The 13194-nt window shown below is 69.7% G+C and carries 13 protein-coding genes; 9 read left to right on the forward strand and 4 right to left on the reverse strand.

The features are described from left to right. The 4 genes from AC3WQR_RS28095 to AC3WQR_RS28110 form a co-directional block, all read left to right on the forward strand. Positions 1 to 366: helix-turn-helix domain-containing protein (locus tag AC3WQR_RS28095; RefSeq protein ID WP_492745160.1), on the forward strand; the 366-nt coding region annotated here is incomplete at its 5' end. Positions 367 to 381: 15 nt separating this feature from the next. After that, positions 382 to 2691: a sensor histidine kinase gene (locus AC3WQR_RS28100; RefSeq protein WP_492745162.1), complete on the forward strand. Its 2310-nt coding sequence runs from the start codon at positions 382 to 384 to the stop codon at positions 2689 to 2691. A gap of 136 nt (positions 2692 to 2827) precedes the next feature. Then, on the forward strand, positions 2828 to 3415 hold the full coding sequence (locus tag AC3WQR_RS28105; RefSeq protein ID WP_062474958.1) for a PadR family transcriptional regulator: 588 nt from the start codon (positions 2828 to 2830) through the stop codon (positions 3413 to 3415). A gap of 14 nt (positions 3416 to 3429) precedes the next feature. Then, on the forward strand, positions 3430 to 4269 hold the full coding sequence (locus tag AC3WQR_RS28110) for a siderophore-interacting protein (RefSeq protein WP_354344850.1): 840 nt from the start codon (positions 3430 to 3432) through the stop codon (positions 4267 to 4269). A gap of 43 nt (positions 4270 to 4312) precedes the next feature. On the opposite strand, the gene AC3WQR_RS28115 is transcribed toward AC3WQR_RS28110, so the two are convergent. From AC3WQR_RS28115 to AC3WQR_RS28125, 3 genes are all read right to left on the reverse strand, one after another. Then, on the reverse strand, positions 4313 to 5302 hold the full coding sequence (locus tag AC3WQR_RS28115; RefSeq protein ID WP_070062639.1) for a magnesium and cobalt transport protein CorA: 990 nt from the start codon (positions 5300 to 5302) through the stop codon (positions 4313 to 4315). 33 nt (positions 5303 to 5335) lie between these two features. Beyond that, on the reverse strand, positions 5336 to 5965 hold the full coding sequence (locus AC3WQR_RS28120) for a hypothetical protein (protein ID WP_095746135.1): 630 nt from the start codon (positions 5963 to 5965) through the stop codon (positions 5336 to 5338). A gap of 82 nt (positions 5966 to 6047) precedes the next feature. Further along, positions 6048 to 6236: a polysaccharide deacetylase gene (locus tag AC3WQR_RS28125; protein ID WP_354344848.1), complete on the reverse strand. Its 189-nt coding sequence runs from the start codon at positions 6234 to 6236 to the stop codon at positions 6048 to 6050. A gap of 253 nt (positions 6237 to 6489) precedes the next feature. Here AC3WQR_RS28125 and mutS point away from each other — a divergent pair, with 253 nt between their 5' ends. Genes mutS through AC3WQR_RS28140 form a run of 3 tightly spaced genes read left to right on the forward strand, consistent with a single transcriptional unit; the run spans position 6490 to position 10833 of the window. Next, complete coding sequence (mutS, locus tag AC3WQR_RS28130; protein ID WP_174543660.1) at positions 6490 to 9156, forward strand: DNA mismatch repair protein MutS; 2667 nt, start codon at positions 6490 to 6492, stop codon at positions 9154 to 9156. Positions 9157 to 9184: 28 nt separating this feature from the next. Then, entirely contained in the window at positions 9185 to 10024 is an 840-nt protein-coding gene (locus AC3WQR_RS28135; protein ID WP_062474940.1) for a proteasome-type protease, read from the forward strand. 2 nt (positions 10025 to 10026) lie between these two features. After that, the gene (locus AC3WQR_RS28140) at positions 10027 to 10833 is read left to right on the forward strand and encodes an alpha/beta fold hydrolase (protein WP_185993629.1); all 807 of its coding nucleotides are present in this window, start codon (positions 10027 to 10029) and stop codon (positions 10831 to 10833) included. A gap of 7 nt (positions 10834 to 10840) precedes the next feature. On the opposite strand, the gene AC3WQR_RS28145 is transcribed toward AC3WQR_RS28140, so the two are convergent. Beyond that, positions 10841 to 11353, reverse strand: coding sequence for an MOSC domain-containing protein (locus AC3WQR_RS28145; RefSeq protein WP_492745169.1), 513 nt, complete (start codon positions 11351 to 11353; stop codon positions 10841 to 10843). 113 nt (positions 11354 to 11466) lie between these two features. Here AC3WQR_RS28145 and AC3WQR_RS28150 point away from each other — a divergent pair, with 113 nt between their 5' ends. Both AC3WQR_RS28150 and AC3WQR_RS28155 read left to right on the forward strand, forming a co-directional pair. After that, positions 11467 to 12765 carry an RNA polymerase sigma factor gene (locus tag AC3WQR_RS28150; RefSeq protein ID WP_492745171.1) on the forward strand — a complete coding sequence of 433 codons (1299 nt, stop codon included), beginning with the start codon at positions 11467 to 11469 and terminating at the stop codon, positions 12763 to 12765. Continuing rightward, positions 12747 to 13127, forward strand: a complete 381-nt coding sequence (locus AC3WQR_RS28155) for a YciI family protein (RefSeq protein WP_070062632.1) — start codon at positions 12747 to 12749, stop codon at positions 13125 to 13127. The genes AC3WQR_RS28150 and AC3WQR_RS28155 overlap by 19 nt, the downstream gene beginning before the upstream one ends. Positions 13128 to 13194: the final 67 nt, after the last annotated feature.

Below are 13194 nucleotides of genomic sequence, written 5' to 3' on the forward strand. Positions count from 1 at the left end.
AACGACGGCGGCGCGCCGGGCTCGGGCATGGACCGCGCGCTCATGCAGGCGGCCGAGCGGCTGATACTGGCCGACCTGAGCCGCGTGCTGCCGCTGCGCGAGCTGGCGGCGCGCGTGGGCACGCACGAAAAGCGCCTGTCGCGCGTGTTCAAGGAGCTGACGAACCGCACGGTGTTCGAGTTCGTGCGCGAGGCGCGGCTGCACGAGGCGCAGCGCCTGCTGCTCGAATCGGCCATGCGCATCGAAGAGATCGCCGCGGCGGTGGGGTTCTCGAGCGCCGCGAATTTCGCGACGGCGTTTCGCGAGTACTTCGACTGCACGCCCTCGGCCTGTCGCCAGGCCGGTGTCGAACGTTCCGGCACCTGACGCGCGATGCATCCGGTGCGCACACGCCCCTGGTGGGCAAGCGGCTTGCTGCTCGGCCTGGCCTTGTGGCTGTGGTGCTTCGCCGCCAGCGCGGCGGAAGCCGTCAGGTTCAGCGCGCTGAACCGGGGCAATGTCTCCGTCGAACAGACCGTCGAAGTGCTGGAAGACCCCACGGCCCGCCTGTCGGCGCGCGAGGTGCTCGCCTTGCCCAGCGGCGGTGCGAACGGGTTCGTGCCCGCCACGCCCGACCAGCTGATGCGCGGGTTCTCGACCTCGGCGGTGTGGCTGCGCCTGTCGCTGGTCAACGATGCGCAGGAGGTGCGCACGGCGCGGTTCGGGCTCAACGTGACGTGGCTGCGGCATGTCGACTTTCATCTGCTGCGCACGCGCAATGGCCAACCCGCATGGACGCATGTGCAGGCCGGCGTGTCCGACCCGATGGACAGCACGCACCGCCACGACCGCATTCCGCAGATACAGATCGACCTGCAGCCGGGCGAGTCGGTGCAGGTGCTGGTGCGCGTCATGAGCACGGGCCAGATCAAGCTGGTGCTGGAGCTGCACACCGACGAGGCGTGGCATCACATCGAACGCAACCATGCGCTGCTCAGCGGCCTGCTGATCGGCGGGCTGCTGGCCTTCGCGGTGTACTCGGCGGCGCTGTGGTGGATTTCGCGCGCGCCGATGCTCGCGTTCCAGGCGGGGAGCTTTGCATTGCTGGCGCTGTACGAGGCCACCTACCGGGGCTATGCGCGCATCGCGCTCTGGCCCGACAGCACGGTCTGGAGCTACCGCGGGCACAGCGTGATGGTGGCGGCCACGGCGCTGTGCCTGCTGCTGTACTTTCACGAGCGCGGCCGCCAGAGCCCGGTGCGCGTGCCCGGGCGCCCGCTGCTGTTCGTGCTGGCCGGCGTCGAGATCGTCGTGCTGCTGGGCACCCTGCTCGGCCCCTACGCGACCTTCGCGGCCATCGGCATCGTGAACGCGCCGCTGATCGTGCTCGCGCTGACGGTCTGCACCTTCATCTACCAGCGGCGCGCCGGGCCGGGCGGGCGGCTGTCGCTGCTGGTGATGCTGGTGATCTGCGTGGGCGCGCTGATGCGCATGTCGGCGCTGATGTTCGCGGAGCGCTCGATGTCCGACTTCGACCACTATGCGCTGGCGTTCCCGGGCATGCTGGTGGGCGCGTTCGCGATCACGGCCTGGTCGTTCCAGGAGACGCGCCAGCGCAACGCGGCGCAGCAGACGCTGCTGCAGTGGCAGGCCCAGGAACAGCAGCGGCTCGAGGAAGAAGTGGTGCGCAAGACCCGCGCCCTGAGCGAGGCGCTGGGCCAGGCCGAGCAGCGCACGCGCGAACAGAAGGAACTGCTGGCCTACATCAGCCACGACCTGCGCGCGCCGGTGGCCACCATCCTGGGCAACCTGAAGCTGATGCAGGACGGCAGCGACACGCCCGCGCCCGCGCGGCTCGCCACCATCGAGCGCAGCGCGGCCTACCAGCTGGAGCTGATCGATGACCTGGTCGACTACGCCAAGGGCGAGCTGGCGCCGCTGGCCGTCGAGGCGCAGCCGGTGCAGCTGCGCACGCTGGTCGACAACGTCGCGCAGTACGCGGACGCGCTCGCACAGCGCCAGCACAACAGCTTCGAACTCACGATCGACGGTGAGCTGCCGGCCCTGGTCCACCTGGACGGCAAGCGGCTGCAGCAGGTGGTGCTGAACCTGCTGTCGAACGCGGCCAGGTTCACGCGCAACGGCGCCATCGGGCTGCGCTTGCAGGCGCAACCGTCCCACGGCGCGTGGCTGTTGCATTTCGAGGTGACCGACAGCGGCACGGGCATCGACACCGACACGCTCGATCGCATGACCCGCCTGCTGGCCGACAACGCACCCAGCATGGCGGGCGGCGGCCTCGGGCTCGTGATCGCGCAGCGCATCGTGCAGCGGATGGGCGGGCGGCTCGCCATTCACAGCGGCATGGGCACGGGGACGCGCGTGGTGTTCTCGCTGTCGACCGAGCTGGCGCCTTCGTCGGCTGCGCCTGCACCGCCGTTGCCGGAACCCATCGCCGCGCCCGGTCCGCGCCCAAAGCCCAGGGCACGCCGGCCACTTCCGGTGTTGACGCCGTTGTCGCCGGCGCAGAAGGACGAACTCGAAGCGCTGGCCCGCGACGGGCGCTGGAGCGACCTGCACGAATGGGTGAACCGGCTGGCCGCCGAGGCGCACAGCCAGCCGATGGTGCTGACGCTTCGCCAGGCGCTGGACCGGCTGGATTTCGAGCAGATCCGGCTGATTGCGCGCGCGGCGCCTTTGCGTCCGCTGTAGCCCGCTCTCGCCCACTCTCGCCCGCCGAGGTCGCGCCAGAACCCATGCGACCGGCAGGGTCGCCCGATGGGAGGGCTTTCGCTTTCCATTTCGATATATCTAGAATAGTCTCGACCCACTCAAGAAAGCCATCCCCATGCGCCACCTTCACCACGCTCCGCACCACCATCACCACCGCCACGCCCCGCGCGGCGAGCACGAAGACGGCCTGGCCGGCGGTGGCCGCGGGATGCGCGGCGGGCGCGGCGGCGGCGCGGGCCGGGTGTTCGGCCACGGCGGGCTGCGCTTCGTGCTGCTGCAGCTCATTGCCGACAAGCCCTCGCACGGCTACGAGCTCATCAAGGCCATCGAAGACCGCCTGGGCGGCACCTACGCGCCGAGCCCCGGCGTGGTCTACCCCACGCTCACGCTGCTGGAAGAGCTGGGCTACCTGAGCGTGGAAACCGCCGACGTCGGCGGCCGCAAGCGCTACAGCATCACGCCGAGCGGACAGGAGTTCCTGGCCGCCAACCGCGAGACGGCCGACGCCATGATGGCCCGCATGGCGGGCGGCGTGGATGGCGCCGGCCCGCGCGCCGGACGGCCCCCGCAGGTCACCCGCGCCATCGAAAACCTCAAGCTCGCGATGCGCCTGCGCCTTGGCGGCGCCCCCCTCACCGAACAACAAGCCCACGAATTCGCCGCGGTGCTCGACAGCGCCGCACAACAGCTCGAACGCATCTGAACCCATCTCTGCAAATGACTGACTTCACTACGACTCCCTCTTCCAACACGCCCGACCGCGCGCCTCGCCGCGTGCGCCACGAACTGCGTTTTCGCCAGCTCACGGTGAAGACCGTGCAGCGCGTGACGCCGCACCTGATCCGCATCACGCTGACCGGCGACGCGCTCCAGGGCTTCACCAGCCCCGGCTTCGACGACCACGCGAAGCTGTTCTTTCCCGACGCCGCCACCGGCCAGCTCACGCTGCCGACCGCCGGCCCCGACGGCCCCGTGTGGCCCGAAGGCGGGCGCCCCGCCATGCGCGACTACACGCCGCGCCGCCACGACGCACAGGCCAACACGCTGGAGATCGACTTCGCGCTGCACGACGCCGGCCCCGCCACGCAGTGGGCCGAGCAGGCCAAGCCCGGCGACATCGTCGGCGTGGGCGGCCCGCGCGGCTCGTTCATCGTGCCGACCGAATTCGACTGGCACCTGCTGATCGGCGACGACACCGCCCTGCCCGCGATCTCGCGCCGCCTGGCCGAACTGCCGGCCGGCGCGCGCGTGGTGGTGCTGGCGGAAGTCGACAGCAAGGTCGACGAGATCCCTTTGGAGACGCAGGCCGAGCTCACGCTGCGCTGGGTGCACCGCGAAGGCGCCGCGCCGGGACTGAGCCCCGTGCTGGTCGACACGCTGAAAGCGATGACGCTGCCGGACGGCGACTTCCACGCCTGGGTGGGTTGCGAATCGGCGATCGCGAAGGCGCTGCGTGCGCACCTCGTGGGCGAGCGCGGCGCGAACCCGAAGTGGGTTCGGGCGTCGGGTTACTGGCGTCGCGGTGCTGTGGCGACGCACGACACGCACGACGAATAAGGAAAGCGCGATTCAGTCGCGAAGCCCGGGGCCGGGCTTCGCGCTAGAGCCAGCCGACGCGCTTGAACCGGTAGTAGAGGTAGCCGCAGGTGCTGACGATCAACCCCAGCGCCATCGCGTACCCATAGCGGAATTTCAGCTCCGGCATGTGCTCGAAGTTCATGCCCCAGATGCCTGCGAAGGCCGTGCACACCGCGAAGATGCTGGCCCAGGCGGCGAGCCGCTTGGTCACTTCGCTCTCCTCGATGGTGACCATCGAGAGGTTCACCTGCACCGCCGTGGCGATGGTGTCGCGCACCGCATCGATCGAGCCGTTGATGCGCACCAGGTGGTCGCCCACGTCGCGAAAGTACTCCTGCGTGCCCACGCAGATCTGCGGCACGCGCCCGCCGTGCAGCTTGCCCGCCGCCTCCACCAGCGGCGCCACCGCGCGCTTGAGGATGAGGCTGCGGCGCTTCAGGTCGTACAGCTGCTTGATCTTGTCGCGCGCCGCGCCGCCCTGGGCAAAGATCTGCTGCTCGATGGATTCGAGTTCCACTTCGAGCGCGTCGATCACCGGAAAGTAGCGGTCGACCACCGCGTCCATCAGCGCATAGAGCACGAAACCCGCGCCGTTGCGCAGCAGGTCGGGCTCGCGCTCGCAGCGTTCGCGCACGCCCAGGAAGCCCTGCTGGCTGCGGTTGCGCACCGACAGCACGTAGTTGCGGCCGACGAACACGTTGACCTCGCCCACGTTCACGCTGTGCCCGCCCTCCCCCTCGGTGTCGGTCGAGGGCTCGACCAGGTGCATCACGACGAACAGCGAGTCGCCGTACTCCTCCACCTTGGGGCGCTGGTGACCGTGCTGGGCGTCTTCGACGGCCAGCGGGTGCAGGTCGAACTCGTCCTGCATCTGGGCCAGCTCTTCGGGCGTGGCGTCGCTCAGCGCCACCCAGACGAAACAGCCGGCGCGGGAGATGTAGTCGCTGATGTCCTCGACGGGAATGTCGGCGAGCTTGGCGCCGTTTTCATAGGCCACGCAGTTGATCAGCATCGGAGCACTTCCATCGTCGAACTTGAAGGGAGGTCAGGCCGCCGCATCGGTCGGTGCGGTCGCGGCCAGGCGGGCCGTATCGGCCAGCGAGGCCTCGATGGCCTGCGTCTCGCGCGCGAGCAGGGCCAGCCCCTGGTCGGCGAACGCGCGGTGGCTGGCCACGTCGGCCCACAGGCTCGCCGCGGCTTCCGCACACGTCAGCGATGTGAAGCGGATGCGGCCCTTGGCCAGCGCGACGAAGCGCTGTTCGCGCAGCGGATCGGCCCGGTCCCAGGCGCCGCCGATGAGCACGCGCTTGCCGCGCTTGATGCGCGGTTCGCGCTCGGCGAAGAAAGGCAGCTTGGCGCCGAACCAGCCCGGCAGGCCCGTGTTCAGCGCGGTGTCGAAGGCCGAGGGGGCGGCGTGCGCCTTGGCAAATTCGCGCAGCGTGCCGAGCTGGTAGAGCGCCGGGTCCTTGGCGCCGCCCGTGCCCTCGACAGGCCGGATGACGGACGGGCCGCTGTTGCCCGTGCCCGGTCGCCCTTCGGGTCGTTTCGACTTGCGCAGGTCCGCCAGCTGGGCCGGCGACATGCACAGGTACAGCGCCGCGAGGTCAGCGGGCAGGGTGGCGGTGTCCGGGAGCGCGTCCGCTGCAGGGCCTTTGATTTCATCCGACGGGGCCATGGGCGCCTTTGTTCTTCACGCGGGGTTTGCGCCGGGGGATTTTAGGAGGGGCAATGCGGGCCGCCGCCCGCGCCCGGCCGCGTCAGTGCTCGGGGCCGCCCTGCCCCTGCGGCTCGGGCGCTGGGGCCGGCAGCCATTGCAGCTCGTCCGGCAGGTACGGCCGCGACCAACTCATGCCGTCCAGCCGCACGCGCAGCGTGAGCCCCCGCACGGTGGTCACCGTGCCGGGCTGCCCGTGCACCAGCACCCTGGCGCCCTTGCGGGCAGGCACATGAAATCGTTTCCGGATGTCCTCGTAGCTCACTGGGGTCTCCATCGATGAAGGTCGCGTGCGCCCGCGTAGTCATGCGCATGCGCATGACTACGCACGGGGGAGCTGTCTGGATTCAGGGGAATGCGGCCAAAGTGGACGCGGCGGGGATGCCGGTGCGGGGAGGACGGCGCGCACGCCGATGGCCGTCCCCGATAATGACCCGATCCCCGGGATGCGCAGCGCGCACCCTCTTTTCTTCTCCACGGATTCAATGACCTTACCGGTGAAAAGCACCAAAGATCAAGCTCCCTCGGCTGGCGATTTCGCCGGGCACACGCCGATGATGGCGCAGTACTTAGGCCTCAAGGCCGACCATCCGGACACCCTGCTGTTCTACCGGATGGGCGATTTCTACGAACTGTTCTGGGCCGACGCCGAAAAGGCCTCGCGCCTGCTCGACATCACGCTCACCCAGCGTGGCCAGTCGGCCGGGCAGCCGGTGCTGATGTGCGGCGTGCCCTTCCACTCGGTCGACACCTACCTCGCGCGGCTCATCAAGCTGGGTGAATCGGTCGCCATCTGCGAGCAGGTGGGCGAGGTCGGTGCCAGCAAGGGGCCGGTCGAGCGCAAGGTGGTGCGGGTGGTCACGCCCGGCACGCTGACCGACTCGGAACTGCTCAACGACAAGAGCGATTCGCTGCTGCTCGCCGTGCATGCGGGCACACGCAATTTCTGCGGCCTCGCCTGGCTCAGCGTGACGGGCGCCGAGCTGCGGCTGGCCGAATGCCCGGCCGATGCGCTCGAAGCCTGGATCGCGCGCATCGCGCCGAGCGAGCTGCTGTACAGCGCCGAGGTCACGCCCGCGTTCGAGCAGCGCCTGAAGGCCGCGCGCGCGGCCGTGCCGTTCACGCTGTCGCTGCGTCCGGCCTGGCAGTTCGATCCCGGCCTGGGCGAGCGCAAGCTCAGCGAGCAGATGGGCAGCCACAGCCTCGCGGCGTGGAACGCCGAATCGCTGGGCAACGCGCACGCCGCCGCCGCCGCGCTGCTGGGCTATGCCGAACACACACAGGGCCGCGCGCTGTCGCACGTGCAGCGGCTGTCGGTGGAACGCGACGGCGACCTGATCGAGCTGCCGCCCACCACGCGCCGCAACCTGGAGCTGGTGCAGACGCTGCGCGGCGAAGACTCGCCCACGATGTTCTCGCTGCTCGACACCTGCATGACGGGCATGGGCAGCCGCCTGCTCAAGCGCTGGCTGCTCTCGCCGCGCCGCGACCGCAGCGAAGCCCAGGGCCGGCTCGACGCCATCGGCGCGTTGCAGTCCCCCGGGCCCGGCGCCACCGCCGCGCCCTGGCGCACGCTGCGCGAGCAGCTGAAGAACACGAGCGACGTGGAACGCATCGCGGCGCGCATCGCGCTGCGCCAGGTGCGCCCGCGCGAACTGGTGGCGCTGCAGCTCGCGCTGGCGAAGGCCGAGCAGCTGGCGCCGCTGCTGCCGGGCGCCGCCGCGTTGCTGGCGCAGATCACCGAGCGCCTCGCGCCGCCGCCGGGCTGCGCCGACCTGCTGGTGCGCGCGATCAAGCCCGATCCGTCGGCGCTGGTGCGCGACGGCGGCGTGATCGCCACCGGCCACGACGCCGAACTCGACGAGCTGCGCGAGATCAGCGAGAACTGCGACGACTTCCTGCTCAAGCTCGAGATCAGCGAGCGCGAGCGCACCGGCATCAGCAACCTGCGCGTGCAGTTCAACCGCGTGCACGGCTTCTACATCGAGGTGACGCAAAGCGCGCTCTCGAAGGTGCCCGACAACTACCGCCGCCGCCAGACGCTGAAGAACGCCGAGCGCTTCATCACGCCCGAACTCAAGGCCTTCGAAGACAAGGCGCTGAGCGCACAAGACCGCGCACTGGCGCGCGAGAAGTGGCTGTACGAGCAGCTGCTCGACGCGCTGCAGCCCTCGGTGCCCGCGCTCACGCAGCTGGCCGGCGGCATTGCCGCGCTCGACGCGCTGTGCGCGCTGGCCGAGCGCTCGCACACGCTGAACTGGCGCGCGCCGACCTTCGTGTCGCACCCGTGCATCGAGATCCAGCAGGGCCGCCACCCGGTGGTGGAGGCGCGGCTGGCCGAGAAGTCGTCGGGCGGCTTCATTGCCAACGACACGCAGATGGGGCCGCAGCAGCGCATGCAGATCATCACCGGCCCGAACATGGGCGGTAAGTCGACCTACATGCGGCAAGTGGCGATCGTGGTGCTGCTGGCCTCCATCGGCTCGCACGTGCCGGCCACGGCGTGCCGGCTCGGGCCGATCGACGCGATTCACACGCGCATCGGCGCGGCCGACGACCTGGCCAACGCGCAGTCGACCTTCATGCTCGAGATGACCGAGGCCGCGCAGATCCTGCACAGCGCCACGGCGCAGTCGCTGGTGCTGATGGACGAAATCGGCCGCGGCACCAGCACCTTCGACGGCCTGGCGCTGGCGGCCGGCATCGCGGCGCAGCTGCACGACCGCAGCAAGGCCTTCACGCTGTTCGCCACGCACTACTTCGAGCTCACCGAGTTCCCGGCCACGCACCACGGCGCGGTGAACATGCACGTGAGCGCGACCGAGTCGGGCCGCGACATCGTGTTCCTGCACGAGATGCAGCCGGGCCCGGCCAGCAAGAGCTACGGCATCCAGGTGGCGCGCCTCGCGGGCATGCCCGCGGCGGTGGTCAACCACGCGCGGCAGGCGCTCGACGCGCTCGAATCGCAGCATGCGCAAACGCGTGCGCAGGTCGACCTGTTTGCGCCCCCGCCCGCCACCGAAACCCCCATGGCCAGCGCCGTAGAATCCGCGCTGGCTGCCCTCGACCCGGACGCCATGAGCCCGCGCGAAGCCCTCGACGCGCTCTATGCCCTCCAGAAACTGAACGCACGTGAACGCAGTACCGCATGAGCGGGCCCAGTTCCTGCAAGGCGAACCCATGACTTATTGCGTAGGCATCAAACTCAACGCCGGCCTGGTGTTTCTTTCCGACTCGCGCACGAACGCGGGGGTGGACCACATCAGCACCTTCCGCAAGATGATCGTCTACGAGCAGCCGGGCGACCGCGTCATGGTGCTGCTGTCGTCGGGCAACCTGAGCATCTCGCAGTCGGTGCGCGAAATTTTGCAGATCGAAGAGCTGCGCGAAACGCGCGAAGACGGCACGCAGGGCGAGCCCATCACGATCTGGAACGCCAAGAGCATGTTCGACGCCGCGCGCGTGCTGGGCTCGGCCGTGCGCCATGTGTACGACCGCGACGCCGAGGCGCTCAAGCACGCGGGCCTCGACTTCAACGTGTCGTTCATCTTCGGCGGACAGGTCAAGGGCGAAGGCATGCGCCTGTTCCTGGTCTACGCGGCCGGCAACTTCATCGAAGCCACCACTGAGACGCCCTACTTCCAGGTCGGCGAGTCGAAGTACGGCAAGCCCGTGCTCGACCGCGTGCTCACGCCCGAGACGCCGCTGGACGAAGCCGCCAAGTGCGCGCTGGTGTCGATGGACTCGACCATGAAGTCGAACCTGTCGGTCGGCCTGCCGCTCGATCTGGTGGTGTACGAGGCCAACAAGCTCGAGACCGACCGCGTGATCTGCATCGACGCCGACAACCCCTACTACCGCATGATGCACAACAGCTGGGGCCAGAAGCTGCGCGAGGTGTTCGACAGCATCGAAGACCCGGTGTGGGACGACAGCGCCACCGAACACCCGCTGCGGATGCCAGCCACGCGCCACAGCCCGCTGCGAAAAATCTCGACCCCCGACGAAAAGCTCATCTGAATCTGTCCGTGCCTCCTGTCATCTTTTCGCACGGCAACAGCTTTCCGGCGAGCACCTACCGCGTCGTTCTCGACAGCCTCCGCAACCGGGGCTTCGAGGTCGACGCCATCGAGAAATTCGGGCACGACCCGAAGTACCCCGTCACCGACAACTGGCCGCACCTGGTGCAGCAGCTGGCCGACTTCGCCAAGCTGCGTGCCGACCGCGCGGGCGGCCCGGTGTTTCTCATCGGCCATTCGCTGGGCGGATTCCTGAGCCTGATGTGCGCGGCGCGCCACCCCGAGCTGGCGCGCGGCGTGCTGCTGATCGATTCACCGATCCTTGGCGGCTGGCGCGCGAACACGCTCAACGTGGTCAAGCGCACGCCGCTCATGAAGAGCATTTCGCCCGGCGCCGTGAGCCGCAAGCGCAAGAACAGCTGGGAGCACCGCGAGGCGGTGTTCGAGCACTTCCGCAGCAAGAAGGCGTTCGCGAAGTGGGACGAGCAGGTGCTGCACGACTACATCGACCACGGCACCTTCGACAGCGAAGACACGCGCTCGCTGAGCTTCGACCGCGACGTGGAAACCGCCATCTACAACACCCTGCCCCACACGCTGGGCGCGCTGCTGCGCCGCCACCCGCTCAAGTGCAAGGTGGCCTTCATCGGCGGACGCCAGTCGGTCGAGATGAAGCAGGTGGGCATGGCGATGACCGAGCAGGTCACCAAGGGCCGCATCACGATGCTCGACGGCAGCCACCTGTTCCCGATGGAAAAGCCGCTGGCCACGGCGGCGGCCATCGAGGCCTCGCTGCGCAACCTGATGTAGGTGGTGTTCAGGCGGTGCGGCAGGCGACCGCGTCGCCGACGCGCAGCACCCCGCCACGCAGCACCCGCGCCGTCACGCCGCCATGCCCGCGCATGGCGTTGTAGCCGCCGGGGCCGAGCAGTTCTTCCATGCGCGAACAGGGCTCGCAGGGCCCGGTGATCTCCAGCAGCACCTCGGGCCCGAGCGCCAGCACCAGCGGCTGGTCGCGAAACAGCGAGCGCGCTGCCAGCAGGTTGAGGCCCGACACGACGAGGTTGCGGCGCAGCAGGCTCGCATCCACACCCTCCATGCGCTGCGCGAGCGCCGCGACAACCGGCAGATGCTCCGCCTGGATCAGCGTGACCTGCCGCTTGCCACCGCCGCGCCCCGCACTGCTGCGGTCGCCGGCCAGGCCCAGCGCTTCGATCGCCAGCACCTCCTGCACCGACTCGACAGGCGTGCGCCGCGCGGGGCGCAGCAGGATGGCGTCGAGCCGGCCGGGGTGCGGAAACTGCCGGGTCAGGGCGTGGAGATCGGACATGCGCCGCATTGTCCACGCGGACTTTTTTTGCGCGCTGCTGTCGGCCCGCCGCATACTGGCGCGTCCTTGGGGTTGAACCGACCTTCTTCGAAGCGACACGCACCGCGCCGACGATGACCACCACCGAGCTGAGCTGGATCGCCACCACGCTGACCGCCGCGCGCCCGCGCGCGGTGGCCGCGTTGCTGCGCTACTTCCGCGACCTGGACACGGCCGAGGAAGGTTTTCAGGAAGCCAGCCTGCGCGCGCTGCGGCACTGGCCCGAGCACGGGCCGCCCGACGATCCGCTGGCATGGCTGATCCTCGTGGGGCGCAACGCGGCGCTCGACGAGCTGCGGCGGCGCGACCGGCACGATCCGCTGCCTGAAGCCGATGACGGCGACGCGGACATGGCCCTCGACCCCGACCTCGCCGAACAGCTCGACCAGTCGCACTACCGCGACGACGTGCTGCGCCTGCTGTTCGTCTGCTGCCACCCCGCGTTGCCGCTCGCGCAGCAGATCGCGCTGGCGCTGCGCATCGTCTCGGGGCTGTCGGTGCCGGAGATCGCGCGCGCCTTCCTGGTCGGAGAGCGCGCCATGGAACAGCGCATCACGCGCGCCAAGCAGCGCGTGGCCGCGACCGGCCTGCCCTTCGATGCGCCCGGTGTGCGCGAACGCGGCGAGCGGCTGGCGGCCGTGGGTGCGGTGGTCTACCTGCTGTTCAACGAAGGCTATGCGGCCAGCGGCGGCACGGCACATGTGCGCGTGGCGCTGTGCGAAGAGGCAATCCGCCTCGCGCGCCTGCTGTGCGAGCTGTTCCCCGACGAGCCCGAAACCGCCGGCCTGTGCGCCCTGCTGCTGTTGCAGCACGCGCGCGCCGATGCGCGGCTCGATGCGGCCGGCATGGTCGTGCTGCTCGAAGACCAGGACCGCACACGCTGGCACCGCGCGGCGATCGACGAAGGCCTGGCCCTGCTCGACGCCGCGCTGCGCCAGCGCCGCATCGGGCCGTACCAATTGCAGGCGGCCATCGCGGCCACGCACGCACGGGCCGCGCGCGCCGCCGACACCGACTGGGCCGAAATCGACCGGCTCTACGCCGGGCTCGAAAAGCTGCAGCCTTCGCCTGTGGTCACGCTCAACCGCGCAGTGGCCGTGGCCAAGGTGCGCGGGCCCGAAGCGGCGCTGGCGATGGTCGACGCGCTGGCGGAGCCGCTGTCGGCTTACTTCCACTTCCACGGCCTGCGCGGCGGGCTGCTGACGCAGCTAGGCCGCGCCGACGAGGCGCGCCGCGCTTTTGCCGACGCGCTCGCATTGGCCCGCACCGCCGCCGAAGCCGCGCACATCCGCCTGCTGCTGGACCGTCTCGGCGCGGACGCCTCTTCCGACTCCCTTCAAGCAAAGGACGCACGATGCTCTATTCCATCCTGATCTACGGTTCCGAAGCTGCGGCGGCCGGCTGGGCGCCCGAGGTCGAAGACGAGATGCTCGAGCGCCACACCGACCTGCGCGACGAGCTGCAGGCCGCCGGCCGGCTCGGCACCGTGCTGCGCCTGATGCCCGACACCGCCACCACCGTGCGGCACGCCGGCGCCGCGCATCCGCTGGTGACCGACGGGCCGTTCGCCGAGACGAAGGAGCAGCTGATGGGCATCTACATCGTCGAGTGCGAATCGCTCGAAGACGCGCGGCATGCGGCGCGGCGGCTGGACTTCGAGGGCGGCGTGTTCGAGATCCGCCCGGTGACCTGGTACGACCCGGGCGTGATCGCGCCGCGCATCCCGCAGGTCTGAAAAAAATCCCACTGCGCTGTCGGATCAGCTGGGCCTGCGCCGTCCTTGGAACGAGCGCCCGCATGTC

It is taken from the genome of Variovorax sp. FW305-3-2-15-B-LB1 (assembly GCF_058787635.1).

Excerpts from the sequence above, each read along its gene's own strand:
- AC3WQR_RS28105 (WP_062474958.1), top strand. The coding sequence starts at position 2,828 with ATGCGCCACCTTCACCACGCTCCGCACCACCATCACCACCGCCACGCC.
- AC3WQR_RS28110 (WP_354344850.1), top strand. The coding sequence starts at position 3,430 with ATGACTGACTTCACTACGACTCCCTCTTCCAACACGCCCGACCGCGCG.
- AC3WQR_RS28115 (WP_070062639.1), bottom strand. The coding sequence starts at position 5,302 with ATGCTGATCAACTGCGTGGCCTATGAAAACGGCGCCAAGCTCGCCGAC.
- AC3WQR_RS28120 (WP_095746135.1), bottom strand. The coding sequence starts at position 5,965 with ATGGCCCCGTCGGATGAAATCAAAGGCCCTGCAGCGGACGCGCTCCCG.
- mutS (WP_174543660.1), top strand. The coding sequence starts at position 6,490 with ATGACCTTACCGGTGAAAAGCACCAAAGATCAAGCTCCCTCGGCTGGC.
- AC3WQR_RS28135 (WP_062474940.1), top strand. The coding sequence starts at position 9,185 with ATGACTTATTGCGTAGGCATCAAACTCAACGCCGGCCTGGTGTTTCTT.
- AC3WQR_RS28145 (WP_492745169.1), bottom strand. The coding sequence starts at position 11,353 with ATGTCCGATCTCCACGCCCTGACCCGGCAGTTTCCGCACCCCGGCCGG.
- AC3WQR_RS28150 (WP_492745171.1), top strand. The coding sequence starts at position 11,467 with ATGACCACCACCGAGCTGAGCTGGATCGCCACCACGCTGACCGCCGCG.
- AC3WQR_RS28155 (WP_070062632.1), top strand. The coding sequence starts at position 12,747 with ATGCTCTATTCCATCCTGATCTACGGTTCCGAAGCTGCGGCGGCCGGC.